General features: G+C 61.3%; 14 protein-coding genes. 9 read left to right on the plus strand and 5 right to left on the minus strand.

The window, feature by feature from the left end; genetic code table 11:
• The first annotated feature begins 119 nt into the window (after nucleotides 1-119).
• From mnmA to FCL40_RS09685, 4 genes are all read left to right on the plus strand, one after another.
• On the plus strand, nucleotides 120-1,223 hold the full coding sequence (mnmA, locus tag FCL40_RS09670; RefSeq protein WP_136853093.1) for a tRNA 2-thiouridine(34) synthase MnmA: 1,104 nt from the start codon (nucleotides 120-122) through the stop codon (nucleotides 1,221-1,223).
• Nucleotides 1,224-1,234: 11 nt separating this feature from the next.
• Complete coding sequence (gene hflD / locus FCL40_RS09675) at nucleotides 1,235-1,846, plus strand: high frequency lysogenization protein HflD (RefSeq protein WP_136853094.1); 612 nt, start codon at nucleotides 1,235-1,237, stop codon at nucleotides 1,844-1,846.
• A gap of 151 nt (nucleotides 1,847-1,997) precedes the next feature.
• The gene (gene purB / locus FCL40_RS09680; protein WP_136853095.1) at nucleotides 1,998-3,365 is read left to right on the plus strand and encodes an adenylosuccinate lyase; all 1,368 of its coding nucleotides are present in this window, start codon (nucleotides 1,998-2,000) and stop codon (nucleotides 3,363-3,365) included.
• A gap of 94 nt (nucleotides 3,366-3,459) precedes the next feature.
• On the plus strand, nucleotides 3,460-4,581 hold the full coding sequence (locus tag FCL40_RS09685; protein WP_136853096.1) for a ribosomal protein uL16 3-hydroxylase: 1,122 nt from the start codon (nucleotides 3,460-3,462) through the stop codon (nucleotides 4,579-4,581).
• Nucleotides 4,582-4,635: 54 nt separating this feature from the next.
• Here the strand turns inward: FCL40_RS09685 and FCL40_RS09690 are convergent, their stop codons facing one another.
• A complete protein-coding gene (locus tag FCL40_RS09690; RefSeq protein WP_136853097.1) occupies nucleotides 4,636-5,040 on the minus strand; it encodes a DUF2057 family protein in 405 nt (134 codons plus the stop codon).
• Nucleotides 5,041-5,339: 299 nt separating this feature from the next.
• Complete coding sequence (locus tag FCL40_RS09695) at nucleotides 5,340-7,127, minus strand: flavocytochrome c (protein WP_136853098.1); 1,788 nt, start codon at nucleotides 7,125-7,127, stop codon at nucleotides 5,340-5,342.
• A gap of 432 nt (nucleotides 7,128-7,559) precedes the next feature.
• Between FCL40_RS09695 and FCL40_RS09700 the strand changes: the two genes are divergently transcribed.
• The 3 genes from FCL40_RS09700 to FCL40_RS09710 all read left to right on the plus strand — a co-directional run bounded on the left by FCL40_RS09700 (nucleotide 7,560) and on the right by FCL40_RS09710 (nucleotide 12,108).
• On the plus strand, nucleotides 7,560-8,609 hold the full coding sequence (locus tag FCL40_RS09700) for a porin (RefSeq protein ID WP_136853099.1): 1,050 nt from the start codon (nucleotides 7,560-7,562) through the stop codon (nucleotides 8,607-8,609).
• Nucleotides 8,610-8,761: 152 nt separating this feature from the next.
• A complete protein-coding gene (locus FCL40_RS09705; protein ID WP_136853100.1) occupies nucleotides 8,762-10,732 on the plus strand; it encodes an ATP-binding protein in 1,971 nt (656 codons plus the stop codon).
• Nucleotides 10,729-12,108 carry a sigma-54-dependent transcriptional regulator gene (locus FCL40_RS09710; RefSeq protein ID WP_136853101.1) on the plus strand — a complete coding sequence of 460 codons (1,380 nt, stop codon included), beginning with the start codon at nucleotides 10,729-10,731 and terminating at the stop codon, nucleotides 12,106-12,108. The genes FCL40_RS09705 and FCL40_RS09710 overlap by 4 nt, the downstream gene beginning before the upstream one ends.
• A 46-nt stretch (nucleotides 12,109-12,154) precedes the next feature.
• Here the strand turns inward: FCL40_RS09710 and FCL40_RS09715 are convergent, their stop codons facing one another.
• On the minus strand, nucleotides 12,155-12,574 hold the full coding sequence (locus FCL40_RS09715; protein WP_136853102.1) for a DUF4826 family protein: 420 nt from the start codon (nucleotides 12,572-12,574) through the stop codon (nucleotides 12,155-12,157).
• Between the two features lie 251 nt (nucleotides 12,575-12,825).
• On the opposite strand from FCL40_RS09715, the gene FCL40_RS09720 reads away from it, so the two are divergent.
• Nucleotides 12,826-13,824 (plus strand): Glu/Leu/Phe/Val dehydrogenase dimerization domain-containing protein, encoded by a 999-nt coding sequence (locus FCL40_RS09720; RefSeq protein WP_136853269.1) that lies wholly within the window; start codon nucleotides 12,826-12,828, stop codon nucleotides 13,822-13,824.
• A 183-nt stretch (nucleotides 13,825-14,007) separates the two neighbouring features.
• The gene (locus tag FCL40_RS09725) at nucleotides 14,008-14,508 is read left to right on the plus strand and encodes a YbjN domain-containing protein (RefSeq protein WP_136853103.1); all 501 of its coding nucleotides are present in this window, start codon (nucleotides 14,008-14,010) and stop codon (nucleotides 14,506-14,508) included.
• A 63-nt stretch (nucleotides 14,509-14,571) separates the two neighbouring features.
• On the opposite strand, the gene FCL40_RS09730 is transcribed toward FCL40_RS09725, so the two are convergent.
• Together FCL40_RS09730 and dsdC are read right to left on the minus strand one after the other, a co-directional pair.
• Nucleotides 14,572-15,387, minus strand: a complete 816-nt coding sequence (locus tag FCL40_RS09730) for a MaoC family dehydratase (RefSeq protein WP_169307068.1) — start codon at nucleotides 15,385-15,387, stop codon at nucleotides 14,572-14,574.
• Nucleotides 15,388-15,556: 169 nt separating this feature from the next.
• On the minus strand, nucleotides 15,557-16,522 hold the full coding sequence (gene dsdC / locus FCL40_RS09735) for a DNA-binding transcriptional regulator DsdC (protein WP_136853105.1): 966 nt from the start codon (nucleotides 16,520-16,522) through the stop codon (nucleotides 15,557-15,559).
• Between the last annotated feature and the right edge of the window lie 55 nt (nucleotides 16,523-16,577).

A 16,577-nucleotide genomic window follows, 5' to 3' on the forward strand; every position in this document is an offset into this window, starting at 1 on the left:
GCCCTTGAAGCGTCCCGGCACTAACCCCATGTGGCCATTTCATGATAAAATCTGACGCCGCCCGCCCTGCGGGCGCCGTTTTTTGTTGAGCCAAACCACTAACCGGAATTCGCTTGTCTATGTCAGATAACAGCTCCAAAAAGGTGATCGTCGGTATGTCCGGCGGCGTCGACTCCTCGGTCTCTGCCTACCTGCTGATGCAACAGGGCTACCAGGTCGAGGGCCTGTTCATGAAGAACTGGGAGGAGGATGACACCGAAGAGTACTGCGCGGCGGCGCAGGATCTGGCCGACGCCCAGGCGGTATGCGACAAGCTGGGGATCGAACTGCACAGCGTCAACTTTGCCGCCGAATACTGGGACAACGTGTTCGAGTACTTCCTGGAGGAGTACAAGGCCGGGCGCACCCCCAATCCGGACATCATGTGCAACAAAGAGATCAAGTTTAAGGCGTTTCTCGAGTTTGCCGCCGAGGCCCTGGGCGCCGACTACATCGCCACCGGCCACTATGTGCGCCGCCGCGAGGGCAAAGACGGCCACTTTCAGATGCTGCGCGGCCTCGATGGCAACAAGGACCAGAGCTACTTCCTCTATACCCTGGGCAGCGAGCACCTGGCCCAGACCCTGTTCCCCGTGGGCGAACTGGAGAAACCGGAGGTGCGCCGCATCGCCGAGGAGCAGGATCTGGTCACCGCCGCCAAGAAGGACAGCACCGGCATCTGCTTTATCGGCGAACGCAAGTTCACCGACTTCCTCTCCAAGTACCTGCCCGCCCAACCCGGTGACATCGAAACCGTGGATGGCGAGGTGATCGGCACCCACCAGGGGCTGATGTACCACACCCTGGGACAGCGCAAGGGACTGGGCATCGGCGGCCTGAAGAACTCCGGCGACGAGCCCTGGTACGTGGTGGACAAGGATCTGGAGCGCAACGTGCTGCTGGTGGCCCAGGGCGCCGATCACCCCCGGCTCTACTCCCGTGGTCTGGTGGCCAACCAACTGCACTGGGTGGATCGCCAGGGTCCGGCTGACGGCAGCCGGATTACGGTGAAGACCCGCTATCGCCAGCAGGATATTCCCTGTACCCTCAAGGTATTGGATAATGGCGATCTGGAAGTGATGTTCGATGAGCCGGTCTCCTCGGTCACCCCGGGCCAGTCCGCGGTGTTTTACGATGGTGACGTCTGCCTGGGCGGCGGCATCATCGACACTGTCATTCGCTAACGGAATACAAGATGCAAGATAACCTGCAAGCGCGCACCCTGGCCTTCGCCGCCCTCTGTCAGGCGGTGTGGCAGGTGCAGCAGCTGGCCCGCTACGGCCGGGCCGATGAAGAGGCGATGAGCCACACCCTGGGGGCGGTGATGATCACCGACCCGGACAGTGTGGAGTCGGTGTATGACCGCCATCAGCTCAATGCCGGATTTCGCACCCTGGTGGATCAGATCGGCGACGGCAACCGCAAAGACGTCGACCTGACCCGTTACATCGTCGGCATCCTGGCCCTGGAGCGCAAGCTGGCCAAGAACTCCGCCGCCCTGGGGATGCTCAGCGAGCGCATCAACCAGGTCAAACGCCAGCTGCACCACTTCGAGCTGACCGACCCCCAGGTACTGGCCAACCTGGCCTCCATCTACAGCGACGTCATCAGCCCGCTGGGCGCCAAGATCCAGGTGGTGGGCAACCCCGAGCAGCTGCAGCAAAGCAACAACCAGGCCCGCATCCGCGCCCTGCTGCTGGGTGCGATCCGCGCCGCCGTACTCTGGCGTCAGTTGGGCGGCAAACGGCGCCAGCTGATGTTTTCCCGGGGAGCCATGGTCAAGGCGGCCATGCAGGCCCTCAAGTAATTGGCAGGATGCGCCCGGCGGGCGCATCTTTTTTTGGGGCGGCACGACTCTCCAACTTCGGGTCGGCCTTTGATAGAATTGCCCCCAACTATAACGAACCCGGGCACGAGCCCGGGTCACACCCTCTGATTTTGTACCCAAGGAGTCCTAAATGGAGCTTTCCAGCCTCACTGCCATCTCTCCGGTTGACGGCCGCTATGGAAGCAAAACATCCCCTCTTCGCCCCATCTTCAGCGAGTTCGGTCTGGTTAAGTACCGGGTTCAGGTTGAGATCAGCTGGTTGAAGATGCTGGCCGCCTGCCCTGAGATCAACGAGGTGCCCTGCTTCTCCGAGCAGGCGCTGACGGTTCTGGACGGCATCGTCGCCAACTTCAGCGAGGCGGACGCCGCCCGGGTGAAGGAGATCGAGCGCACCACCAACCACGACGTCAAGGCGGTGGAGTACTTCATCAAGGAGCAGATCGCCGACAACGCCGAGCTGCATGCCATCAACGAGTTCGTCCACTTCGCCTGCACCAGCGAGGACATCAACAACCTGTCCCACGGCCTGATGCTGACCGAAGCCCGTGACCAGGTGATCCTGCCCTACTGCCAGCAGTTGGTGGATGCCATCAAGGATCTGGCCCAACGCTACGCCGCCATCCCGATGATGGCCCGCACCCACGGCCAGCCCGCCAGCCCCACCACCATGGGCAAGGAGATGGCCAACGTCGCCATCCGCCTGGAGCGTCAGGTGAAGCAGATCGCCTCAGTGGAGATCCTGGGTAAGATCAACGGCGCCGTCGGCAACTACAACGCCCACCTGTCCGCCTACCCCGATGTGGACTGGCACCAGCTGTCCGAACGCTTCGTCAACGGCCTGGGCCTGACCTGGAACCCCTGGACCACTCAGATCGAGCCCCACGACTACATCGCCGAGCTGTTCGACGCCATCGCCCGCTTCAACACCATCCTCATCGACTTCGACCGGGATGTGTGGGGCTACATCGCCCTGGGCCACTTCAAACAGAAGACCGTGGCCGGCGAGATCGGCTCCTCCACCATGCCCCACAAGGTCAACCCCATCGACTTCGAGAACTCCGAAGGCAACCTGGGCCTGGCCAACGCCCTGTTCCAGCACCTGGCGGCCAAGCTGCCGGTCTCCCGCTGGCAGCGCGACCTGACCGACTCCACCGTGCTGCGCAACCTGGGCGTGGGCGCCGGCTACAGCCTGATCGCCTATCAGGCGACCCTCAAGGGGATCAGCAAGCTGGAGGTGAACGAGGCCAGCCTGCTGGCCGAGCTGGACAGCAACTGGGAGCTGCTGGCCGAGCCGATCCAGACGGTGATGCGCCGCTACGGCATCGACAAGCCCTACGAGAAGCTCAAGGAGCTGACCCGAGGCAAGCGGGTGAACCAGCAGATGATGGCGGAGTTCATCGACGGCCTGGCCCTGCCCGACCAGGTGAAGGCGGAGCTCAAGCAGCTGACCCCGGCCAGCTACACCGGCCGGGCCCAGCGCTTCCTCGAAGAGCTGTAACCCGCCTCAGGAAACCGACGCCACCCCAGGGTGGCGTTTTTTATTGCCCCAACTTTAGCTAGACTGTCCGCCGAAACCGGACCCAAGGACGCCCATGTACCGACTCAACCTGGATACCCCCCACTTTCTGCAGCACCACTGGCAGAAGCAGCCGCTGTTTGTCAAAGGCGCCTTCACCGGCTTCGTCGATCCCCTGGAGCCCGATGAGCTGGCGGGCCTGGCCTCCGAGGAGTCGGTCAGCAGCCGGCTGGTGATCCAGCAGGGTCGCCAGTGGCGCAGCGAACCGGGGCCGGTCACCGACTTCGAACGCCTGGGCGAATCTGACTGGCAACTGCTGGTGCAGGCGGTCAACCACCTGGAACCGGCGGCGGCACAGCTCGCCGCCAGCTTCCGCTTCCTGCCGGACTGGCGTTTCGATGACCTGATGGCCTCCTTTGCCGCCACTGGCGGCGGCGTGGGGCCCCATATCGACAACTACGACGTGTTTATTATCCAGGGGCAGGGCCGGCGCCGCTGGCAGGTGGGCGACCGGGGTGAGCACAAACCCAGGGCAAACAGCGGGGCCCTGGCGCTGGTAGAGGACTTCGAACCCATTATCGATGTGGAGATGGCCCCTGGGGATCTGCTCTACATTCCCCCTGGCTACCCCCACTGCGGTCAGACCCTGGCCCCTTCCCTCTCCTACTCGGTGGGATTTCGCGCCCCCAGTCAGCAGGAGCTGCTGTGTCAGCTGGCAGACCAGCTGCAGCAGGCAGGCCAGGGACAAAGGCGGTTTACCTCTGACTCGGAGCCGGAGCCGGCATCGCTGATCAGCGGCGCTCATCAACAGGGGCTGGCGCAGTTGATGACTGAGCTGATGACCGATCCCGACACCCTGCGCCCCATGCTCGGCACCCTGCTCAGCCAGAACCGCTTCGAACTGGATCCCCTGCCGCCGGAAACGCCCCTGGATCTCCGCCAGCTCAGCAGTGCTCTCGACCAGGGGGAGGAACTGGTGCGCATCGGTGGCCTCAAGGTCCTGCACCTGGAGGGGGATCTGCCGGGCAGCCTCTACCTCGATGGCCAGCACTGGCTGTTGAACACCGAAGCGCTGGCCCTGCCGCTGCGGGAGGCCCCGCGCCTGAACGGCGCCACCCTGGCTCCGCTGTTGGCGGACCGGCAAGATGCCGAAACCCTGCTGGCGTTTATCAACCTGGGCTACTGGTACCTGGAATAGAGAAAAGGGGAGCCGGTGGCTCCCCAAACTCTTGCCTATTGCGTGCGGGTGAAACTAGTCAGCCAGGGCGGCGGCGATGGCGGAGTGACCGCTGTAGCGCTCCATGGCCACAGCCTGGCCGTCGGCCTCGAGGTGGAACTTCAGATCCGCCTTATAGGGGTCATACTGGCGACGATCATCCAACACCAGCATCAGACCGTGCTCGCCCTGGCCGGCATCGAACACCAGGTACTGGGGCTTGGAGCTGTAGAAGTCGTTGGACTCGGGGTGGCTGATGTAGGGGTTGATGTACCTCAGGGTCACCACCTGCTTGCCCTCACCCAGCGCCAGGCTGCGGCCCTGCTGCTGGGCCGGTGCCCCATTGACCTCCAGGGCATAGAAGCCGGTGGGCAGAGTCAGGGTATTGGCGGTCGCCATGGAAGCCATCGCCATGGCCACGGTTGCAATCAGTGTACGCATTGTTGTTCTCCCTGTAGCGCGTGCTTTGCGGCAGTAGGCCGCCACTCCCTATATGATCTAACAGATAATGTGACCTTGATCACATTTTTATTTGCGTTCGGCAGCGGCTTCCGCTGAGGTTACGCCAGTGGACAGCAGGACCATCGGCGCCGACGGCCATAGAGAGAGCGGGTCACTGACGCAGGGAGAAACAAACAGAGTTCAGACTGGCGGGATGGCGACGGGACGATGCCATGACAAAAAAAGGGAGGGCGCAAGGCCCTCCCAAAAGCGTGCAGGAATGAAACTGATGTTAACTGTTACTGCTTGGAGTACTTGGCCGCTTCTTCACCGGCCAGGCGACCGAAGGTCACGATGTCGGAGATGGCGTTACCACCCAGACGGTTGGCACCGTGAACGCCGCCAGTCACCTCACCGGCACCGTACAGGCCAGGAATTACCTTGCCCTTGGTGTCCAGAACCTCGGACTTGTTGTCGATCTTCACGCCACCCATGGTGTGGTGTACGCCAGGGCCCACTTCGATGGCGTAGTACTGGCCTTCGTTCAGGGCGCGAGGCAGCTGAGGACGCTCGAAGTCAGCATCTTTACCGGCAGCCACAAACTCGTTGTAGCGGGCGATGGACTTCTTCAGCTCTTCGCCGTTGATGCCCTGGGAGTTGCCCAGTTCGACCGCGGAGGCGTTGGCGGGAACCACACCCAGGCCGATGTACTTCTCGATCTTCTTCAGAGACTTGCGTACAGAATCGTCGAAGATTAGGAAGGCGGTCTTACCGGTCTGCTGCAAGATGGCTGCAGCAGCCTTGTCACGGGTGGTGATCTCGTTGACGAAACGCTTACCTTCGCGGTTGACCAGGATGGCGCCGTTTCCACGCACCGCCTCGGTCACCATCACGCCGCCCTTGATGGACAGGGTTGGGTGAGCCTGGATGTACTTCAGGTCAACCATGTCGGCACCGGCTTCGCCGGCCACATCCAGGCCGTCGCCAGTGGCACCAGGCTGGTTGGTGGCCTTGAAGCCCTTCAGCTTGGGATCCAGCTTGGCCACACGGTCATTGTTCTTACCAAAGCCACCGGTCGCCAGTACAATGGCATCGGCTTTCACCCAGTAGTAGCCAGTGTACTTGCCCTTAACCAGCATGCCTTTTACTTTGCCGGAGGCGTCTTTGAGGACTTCAACACCACGGGTGTTCATGCGCATGTCGATATTACGCTTCACGGCGTTGTCATACAGAACCTGAACAACGTGGGCACCGACACCGGCACCACCGGTTGGGCGGTGGGTACGGTTAACGGAAGCGCCACCCATACGGCCGACATCGCTCAGATCGGCGCCCATGCCGGTCATCCAGTCGATGGAACCTGCGGAGTGCTCAACCAGAACCTTAACCAGGGCTGGGTCGTTGATGTTGCGGCCACCTTTCATGGTGTCCTTGGTCATCAGCTCGATGCTGTCCTTGATGCCCTTGGCAGCCTGCTGCTTGGTCTCGGCGGCGTTCATGCCACCGGCCGCCAGCTTGGCGTTACCGCCGATCACAGGCTCTTTCTCAATCAGCATCACCTTGGCACCGTTGTCGAAAGCAGACACGGCAGCAGAGAAACCGGCGCCACCGGAACCAACAACCAGTACATCGACGGTGTCACGTGGGGCAGCAGCCAGGGCCGCTTCACGGTCGGCCTTGTCCTTGTGCAGTTCGGCGATGGAGGGCTCGTGACGCTCCCACTTGCCGTGGTAAGGCATGTCGAAGTCGAAGCTGTGGCAGGAATCACAGTAGTTCAGGGACTTCTGGTGGCCGGCGTGACACGCGGTACAGGCTGGCTCTCCGGGGAAGTGGGAGTCATGAGCGTTGAAGTGCTCATGCTGGGTGGACTCGGCCACCTCCTTCAGATCGCCGTGACAACCGACGCACTGGCCATTTTCGTGGCTCAGGTTGTCGTCGGACAGCTCCATGCTCTCGGTGTGGCAGGCTTCACAGCCCAGGTTGTCAGCGTGGAAATCGGCCAGGTTATCTGCTGCCAGAGTGGAAGCAGACAATACACCGGACACCAAAAGTGCACTCAGAGACAGTGCATATTTGCGAGCGTTCATCAATATCTCCTAGGTGGTTTTACGAGCATGGAAACAAATTCCCCATGTCGTCAATAAAGGGGCAGTTATATTCATTTGCCGACACAAACAATCAGAAACAATTAATCTCGACCCTCTTTTACCTTTTATCTTTGGTGAGGCAGGGGGGAAATTCAAGTCAGAACGCTTATGAAAGAACAGAAGTGAAGCGACTGTCACAGCTCGATTTAGGCCCTATGCAGTAGTGCATCGCACCAGAGTCAACTATGCGTTTTTGCATAGACTGGCGTCAGGAGCATCAAAAAAAAGGAACAAAAACAGAATTAGGACAAATATTAAAAACCCAATTAATTCAATAAAGGTAAATTCCACTTCAGATCACATTATGCCGGCTATTTATTTCTTAATCTCTTCGCCAAGCAATCCCACACCAAATAAAATAGGGTATGTAAGATGAAAAAAAGCATTGTAGCTTCCTCTATGCTGCTGGCTCTGCTGGGCTCCACTGCAGTACAGGCAGAGATGCCCACCTTCTACGGCGCCATGCGTCTGGCCGTGACTGACGCCGACACCGGTTTCGCCTCCAACATCGGCGGCGGTGAAGGCACCACCCTTGAGAATGACTTCTCCCTGGTTGGCATCAAGGGCAACGTAGCCCTGAACGACGCCCTGGCCCTGGTGTACAAGGCCGAAGTGATGGTGCGCGGTGAAGACAGCGCCGCCAGCAACCCTTTCTCCTCTCGTGACACCTACCTGGGCCTGAAAGGCGGCTTCGGTGAACTGACCTTCGGTAAGATGGCCTCTGCCTTCTGGAAGGCGGAAGGCGGCGTGGATCAATTCACCTTGACCAACACCGATATGAACCGCCTGTTCTCCGGCAACAGCCGTTACGGTGACATGATCAGCTTCACCACCCCCAGCCTGGGCGGCCTGACCCTGATGGGCTCCTACCAGCTGGAAGATGATGCCTATGGCGCCGATGCCGATGTCGAAGGCGACCTGTACTCCCTGTCCGCCCTGTACGGCGACAAGAAGCTGGCGAAGAAGAACTACTTTGTCGCCCTGGGCTACAACGCAGGCCTGGGCGGCGATGAAGCCTACCGTGTCACCGGTCAGGTGAAACTGGGCAAGGTGAAGCTGGGCGCCATGTTCCAGGACACCAAAGACCTGAGCTTCGACAACCTGGATGGCAATGGTTTCGTTGTTGACGCCGCCTACCCTCTGACTGACGTACTCACCCTGAAGGTCCGCTATGGCCAGGATGATTCCGGTAACGGCAAGTACGCCGGCAACGTGATGAAGAGCCTGGCTGGCCTGAACAAGGGCGACGTCACCAAGGCCGAGGTGACCAACTATGCCATTGGCGCCGATTACAAGCTGAGCAAGGCCGCCAAGCTGTACGCCCACTACAGCCGTTTCGATGCCGAGGTGGCCACCGCCGCCGCCAAGCTGTATGACGAAGGCGACAACATCGTCACCATGGGTCTGCACTACAAGTTCTAACTCCTGTACAACGTACTCAAGGGGCCTTCTGGCCCCTTTTTTAGACCGGCACCACACTCGAGTCCCTGCCGGAGGAGGTGTGGCCGTTCTCTTGAGTCAGATTCGGGATCCTCTGCACATCCCAGCTACCTACTCTTGGGTATGATCACCCCATGAAATACTGCCTTTCACTCTTGCTGCTGTTCTCCTCCCTGTGCCTGGCTTCTACTGAACCGGTGGTCTTCGGGGTTCACTCCAACACCGCCCCGTTGGAGTGGCGAAAAAACGGGGTTGATCAGGGATTTAACATCGAGTTATTGAAACGGATCGGCCAGCTCACCGGTCACACCATCCACCCCAGGCGCAAGTCCTTCCAGCAACTGGTTCGGGACGTGCAAAACCCCGACAGCGACATCGACGTCATCTGCGTGGTGAGCCCGGTAGCCATCAGCCGGGAAGCGCAGCAGTCCGACCCCATCTATGCCACCCACGCCAAGGCCTACACCCTGCAGGGCAAAAGCTTTATCAACAACTGGCAGGATCTGGCTGGCAAACGTGTGGCAATCAAGGTGGGCAGCTTTGTGGACGTCTACCTTCGCGGCCATCCGCAGAACTTTATCCGTATCGACGTCGACCTCTATGAGACCGGCTTCAAGATGCTGCTGCAGAAGCGGGTGGACGTGGTGCTGGCGGAGAACTTCGTTGCCCGGCGGCTGCAGCCCCTCTACCCATCGGTGCGCAGTGCCAGCGACCCGCTGATTTACGGGGCCTTCAACTTCGTCAGCAACGACAAGAACGCCGCCCTGATGGCGGAGATCAACAAGGCACTGCGCCAGCTCAAACTCTCCGGCGAATACGACCTGCTGGTCAACAAGTGGTTCGGCACAGGCCGGGAGAAGGTGGACCTGACCTCCACCCATGAGCAGGTGATGTGGGGCTCGGTGCTGATCGCCACCCTGGCCGCCATCGGCCTGGTGTTCACCTTCTCCATCAGCCGACGGCTGCACAAACGCACCCTGGATCTGGACAACGAACTGGAGCAAAGGCGGCTGGCTGAACGGCGCATCTCCCAGCTCTCCCGCCAGTTCCAGTCGGTTCTGGACGGCCTCCCCCACGGGGTGTTCCTGTTCGACCGCAGGCAGGAGTGCCTGTGGAGCAACGGCAAGAACCAGGCGATGCTGGAATCCGGCGCCCTGCTCGACAACCTGGGACTGCACTTCCAGCTGGCGCCGCTGCTGCGTATGGTGCTCAACACCCAGAAGGGCCAGGTCCAGGAGCTGCACCACGGCCAGCGGTACTGGCAGTTGCAGATCCACCCCATCGGCCAGGAGCAGGCGGTGGTGATGCTGGAGGACACCACCGCGCAGCACAAGCTGCGCCAGGCCAATGAACAGGCCAGTCGCCTCGCCTCCCTGGGGGAACTGTCCGCCGGTATCGCCCACGAGATCAACAACCCAACGGGGCTAATCGTCCATGCCATCGCCCTGTTCAGCGAGGCGATGCAGGATCTCAAGCCGGCCATTGAGCAGTACCGTGAACAGGATCCCTTCTGGTTGATCGCCGGACTGGACCCCGACCGCGCCCTGAGGGAGCTGGATAACGGCAGCCACACCATCGAAGAGGGCGCCAGGCGCATCGCCCGCATCGTCGACGACCTCAAGCAGTATGCCCGCCCGGTTCACCAGGCCAGCCACCAGAAGCTGAGCCTCAACGAGGTCATACAGGTCTCTCTTCGCCTGACCGCCAACCAGGTAAAACGCTTTGCCGTACAGACCACCCTGGCAGAGAGCGATCCCAGGATCTGCGGCGACGCCCAACAGCTTCAGCAGGTGATGATCAACCTGATCCAGAACGCCTGCCATGCCATGAGCTCGGACTGCGGCGTCCTGAGGCTGGAGACCGGGCAGGATCACCAGGGCGCCTACATCAAGGTGCGGGACAACGGCTGCGGCATGGACCAGGAGACGGTACAACGGATCAAGGAGCCCTTCTTTACCACCCGCCGCCATGTGGGTGGCACCGGACTGGGGCTGTCGGTGTGCAGCCGCATCATCAATGAACACAACGGAAGATGGCTGGTGGACTCCGTCCCGGACGAAGGTACCACCATGACCCTCTACTTTCCCGAGGAGAAACACGCATGAAGCTGGTGAGAAACCTGTTGCTGGTGGACGACGAAGCCCAGTGGCTGCGCACCCTCTCCATGACCCTGACCCGCCTGGTGCCCGAAGCCAGCCTGGACACCTGTGTGGACAGCCGCCAGGTGCTCAACCGCATGGAGCTCAAGGAGTACGCCCTAGTACTGTTGGATCTGACCATGCCGTTCCACTCCGGCGAACAGTTGCTGGAAGAGATCCGCGGCCGTTTCCCCAACTGCCGGGTGATCATCGTTACCGGGGTCAACGAAGTGGAGACCGCCGTGCGCTGCATGAAGCGCGGTGCCTATGACTACTTCATCAAGACCGGCAATGTGGAGGACCTGGCCAGCACCGTCCGCCGGGCACTGGAGGTGGTGGGACTGGAGCGCAGCTACCAGCAGATCAAGGAGAGCTTCCTCAGCCGCGAGCTGGCTCAGCCGGAGGCGTTCAACCACATCCTCACCTGCGAACCGGCGATGCTGGACCGGTTGCGTTACCTGGAAGCCCTGGCCATCAGTCCGGAACCGATCCTGATCACCGGCGAAAGCGGCTGTGGCAAGGATCTCTTTGCCCAGGCCCTGCACCGCCTGATCGGCCCGGAGACCCCCTTTGTCCGGGTCAACCTGGCGGGCCAGAGCCTGGAGGGGTTCGAAGCCACCCTGTTTGGCCAGGTGCGTGGCGCCTTCGGGGAGGATGAACCGGCCCGTGCCGGCCTGGTACACAGCGCCGGCGACGGGTTGCTCTACCTGGATGAGATCGGCGACCTGCCGCTGGAGGCCCAGGCCAAATTGCTGGATCTGCTTCACTACCGACAGTATTACCCGATCGGCAGCGACCGTCCCTTCCCGGTGCGCTGCCGGGTGGTCACCTCGACCCAGCATGACCTGCTGGAGCTGAAAAAAGCGGGGCGTTTCCGCAACGACCTGCTCTACCGGCTGCGGGCCCATCGCATCAACCTGCCGCCGCTGAGGGAGCGTCCCCTGGACCTGCCGCTGCTGCTCAACCACTTCATCGAGCAGGCCAGTGAGCAGATGCAGAGGCCGGCGCCGCTGCTTCCGCCGGATCTGGCCCCCAGGCTGGCGGGCTATCCCTTCCCCGGGAACCTGCAGGAGCTCAAGGGGATGGTGTTTGACGCCGTCAGCCGCAGCGATGATACCCACCTGAACATCGCCCCCTTCGTCGAGGCGATGCAGGAACACCTCGGCGAGGCCTGCCCCAGCCAGCAGCTGCGCTTCCCGGAGCAGTTGCCCAGTTTGGCCGAGGTCAACCGTGCCCTCATCGAGGAGGCGATGAGCCGCACCGCCAACAACCAGACCGCCGCCGCCAAGATGCTGGGGATCAGCCAGAGCGCCCTCAGTCGCCGACTGGCCAAGGGGGAATAGAAAAAGGGGAGCCACCGGCTCCCCTTTCGTCACACTGGACTGCCCCTCAGGCGCCGGCCTCTGCCGCCCACAGGCGGTCATCCATCTGCATCTGGGCCATGGACTCGGCGCGGCTGATCATCAGCGCGGCAAACTGCAGCTGGGTCTTGTCGGTGCTGGTGCGGCGGATGTTCTCCGCCTTCAACTGCCAGTTCAGGGAGAAGTGGCGCAGCGCCTCGCGGGCGCTCTTGATGTGGGTGTCCTCCACCAGGTCGGTGGGCAGGTCGCCGCTGAGGACCCAGTACTTCTGGCCCTTGCCGCTCTCCATGATCTTCCACAGGGTCAGGTAGGGGGGCAGCACCCGGCTCTCTTTGTCATAGACCTTGCCCGGAATCAGCCCCTTCTCCGCCATGTGGCGGTTGGCCTTCTGAAACTGGGTACGGATCCACTGCTGCTCCTGCATTTGGGGCTGTTGTTGTTCTGTCATTGCCTCTTCCTTCTCGATACGTCCTAAACCAGTCAACTTTTGTCCAGAGGGGTGGCTAGCGTGATCTATGTCAACTTTGCTTGCCATTTGACGCCCTCTCAGGCCCTGGTTCGACTTGGCGCACCAGGGCGTCACTGGTATGGTGGCGACCATAATCACATATAAGAAAGCCTGAAACAAAGGCAAACTGCACAGGGAGCAAGCCAGTGTCCATTTTCGAGCACATCTCATTTGACGAACATGAGCACGTCATGTTCTGCCACGACAAGGCCTCCGGCCTGAAGGCGATCATCGCCGTCCACGACACCACCCTGGGCCCCGCCGTTGGCGGTTGCCGCATGTGGCCCTACGAGAGCGAAGAGGACGCCATCAACGACGTACTGCGCCTCTCCCGCGGCATGACCTACAAGAACGCCCTGGCCGGCCTGGAGTTCGGCGGCGGCAAGTCGGTGATCATCGGCGATCCCAAGTCCGACAAATCTGATGCCCTGTTCCACGCCTTCGGTCGCGCCGTCGATGCCCTGGGTGGACGCTACTTCTCTGCCGAAGATGTGGGGATCAACACCTCCGACATCATGAAAGCCCATGAGGTTACCCCCTACATGTGCGGCCTGGAAGGGCAGAGTGGCGATCCCTCCCCCTTCACCGCCCTGGGCACCTACCTGGGCATCAAGGCCGCGGTGAAGCACCAGCGGGGACTGGACAGCCTCAAGGGGATCAAGGTGGCCGTACAGGGGCTGGGCCACGTGGGCTTCGACACCTGTCGTCACCTGCATGAGGCCGGTGCCGAACTGGTGGTGTGCGACCTCAGCGCCGAGCAGCTTGACCGAGCGGCCACCGAATTTGGCGCCACCATCGTCGGCCTGGATGAGATCTACAGCCAGGATGTGGATGTCTACTGCCCCTGCGCCCTGGGGGCCACCATCAACGACAACAGCATTCCCCAGCTGAAGGCCTCCATCGTGGCAGGTTGCGCCAACAACCAGCTGGCCGAGCCCCGTCACGGTGCGATCCTCAAGCAGAAGGGGATCCTCTACGCCCCCGATTACGTGATCAACGCCGGCGGCATCATCAACGTCTCCTTCGAGAAGGAGTACGACGCCGCCAAGTCCGAAGCCAAGGTGCGCAAGATCTACGACACCCTGCTGACCATCTTCGCCAAGGCGGAAGAGCAGGGCAAAACCACCGGTGAAGTGGCCGACATCATGGCCAGGGAGATCATCGCCAAGGCCCGTGCTGCCAAGGCCTGATAGCCCGACGCGACACAGCGCCCCGCACTGCGGGGCGTTTTTTTACCACCCTCACCTGTCCTGCGCCAGGTTGGCGGCGGCCAATTAAAGAGATGTAACACACTCTCTGGCCTGCCACCTTGGTTTCCGGGGAGGTGAATGTTACTCTTCCCCCCTAAGACACAGCAAAACGTTCCCGATTCTATGCCTCAAATCTCTCAACCCGGACACGCCGACATCCATCGCTGGCTGGAAGCGATGCAGATGGAGTTCTACCTGTGCGGCGCCTGCGACGGCTTTCACCTGACCAAGATGCAGGAGCTTCCCGGGGTGTTCGACAGTAAGCTGGAGCTGATTGAGGAGCAGGGCCTGCTGCAGTTCAGTACCTCCATGGAGCTTCGCCCCGCGACCCTGTTCAAGCTGCACAGCGAGCTGGGCGAGCTGAACAACAGGCACAATGAGCTGAAGATCTTCATCGAACTGATGGACGATACCCTGCCCAAGCTGGTGATCACCACCCATGTGCGCACCGCCGCCGGCCTCTCCGAAGCACAGTTTGCCGATTTCGTGGGATACCACAGCGAAGTCAAGATCCAGCTGCTCAGGTGGCTCCACGACCAGGGCTATGCCCTGCCCGATGAGGTGGAGGAGGAGCAGCCCTCCGCCCCGGAGATCGAGCTGAGTCAGCAGACCCTGCTGCACTGATAGCACCATATCGCACCATAAAAAAGGCTCCACTCGGAGCCTTTTTTATGCCTGGCACTGGGATCAGCCAATCTTGGCGGAGACCAGGGCCTTGCCCGCCTCGTTCACCAGGCGCATCCCCTCGCCATCACGCTCGATGGTACCTTCGCAGGGCATCAGCACAGGACGCTGGAACTGGAAGCTGGCGCTGCCGATCGGCTCGGCTGCACTGGCCAGCATCTTGGCCACCATATACATGCCATGGGCAATGGGGGCCTCGAAGCCAAAGGGTTTGGCGGTGAGGCGGTGCAGGTGGATGGGGTTGTAATCCCCGGAGATGGCGGCGTAGCGGCGGGCATCGGACTCCTGCATCGTCAGGCTGGACACCGGCTTCCAGTCATAGGCCACCCTCGGCTCCCGGGCGGGACGACCGCGCTTGCGCGGGCCCTCAAGCCTCAGCAGGCAGCGGCTGACGTAGCTGGCGGTCACTTCACCCTGGTCGCGGAACTCACCCAGAAGCTCGAACTCCAGCCCCTTAATGGTCTCCTGCTGGTCACCCACCTTCAGGGTGAACTGGTAGCTTTTATCCAGGCTCATGGGAGCATGCTGCTCGAAGCTGACGCCCAGGTGGATCATCCCCAACGGCTTGACCGGCACGTCGGGTTGAGTCAGCAGCATCAGTTGCACCGGCTGGGTTGCCACAAACAGGTAGCTCAGGGGCAAGCTCTCCTTGGGAAAACCACAGAAGGTGTTGTACTTCTCCAGCTTGCCGGCATCGAAGCGAAATCCCTGAACCTCGATGGCTTTCTCAGGCAGCTGCGCCGGGGGCGTACGCTTGAGAATGGCGCGGGCAATCAGGGGGATCGTCGTGGGGATCTGGTTGGCGTGGTATTGAAGCACTGTCATTCCTTCAGAAGCATCTCTTAAATGGCGTAATAACTCTAAACCCAACAGGATACCGACTTTCCGGGCTCAGATGGACAGACCAGTGGCACAGGCGGGAGACGGTTGCAACCACAACGCGCCGTCCCACTCCGGATGAAGCGACGTTTACACTATAGCAGGGGGGTTAGAATGCGCGCTGGCTGGCCTGGTCGGCGTACTTGGCCATGCTGGCCTCCCCCAGGGAGATGCGCTGGGCGGCCTGCTCCTGCATCCAGTCGAACATCGCCTTCACCGCCGGGGTGTCCTTGCGGTCCGGGTGGCACACCAGGTAGTAGCGCTGCCCGGCGGGGACGAAGGACTCGATGGGCACCACCAGGTTGCCCGCCTCCACCTGGGGCGCCACCATGCTCCAGCGCCCCATGGCCACCCCCTGGCCGGACATCGCCGCCCGGTAAGCCAGGTCCGCCCGGTTGAACACGAAGCCCCGGTCCACCGACAAGCCCTCGATCTCCGCCAGGCGGGCCCAGTATTGCCACTCGGTATAGAAGCCGGCGCTCTGCCAGGCGGTCTCATCATGGAGCAACAGACACTGCCCCAGGCGCTCCGGACTGTTCCACAACTCATGCAGATCGGCATACTCCCGGCTGCACACCGGCACTAGGCTCTCCTCCATCAGGTCGGTCCCGTAGAGGCCGGTGGCCAGATGATCGGAGTAGTACACCGCCAGATCCACCGACTCGTGCTGGAAATCGGTGGCTCGGGAGCGGGCCCGCACCTGCAGGGTCAGCCGGGGAAACTTGGAGTGCAGATCCCCCAGCCGCTCCGCCAGCCAGCAGCGGGCAAAGCTGTGGGGCACGGCGATGCTCAGGGTGGAGGAGAAGTCCTGCTGTTTCAGATCGCGGATGGCGATCTCCAGGCTACCCAGGGACTGATCCAGTTCCGCCAGCAATCCAGCGCCCTGGTCGGTCAGCTGCAACCGACGGTTAAAGCGCAGGAACAGCTTGAACCCCAGCTGCTCCTCCAGCTTTTTGATGCGGTGGCTGACGGCAGACTGGGTCAGGTAGAGCTCCTCCGCCGCCTTGGTGAAACTCAGATGACGGGCCGCGCACTCAAAGCAGTGCAGCGAAGAGAGTATCGCGCCGTTTAGCATAGCCACCTCGGATTAACGGGATTAATTCGAGGATAATGATAATTCGCTGTCGTAA

Source organism: Ferrimonas sediminicola (assembly GCF_005116715.1).
GTDB classification, from domain to species: domain Bacteria; phylum Pseudomonadota; class Gammaproteobacteria; order Enterobacterales; family Shewanellaceae; genus Ferrimonas; species Ferrimonas sediminicola.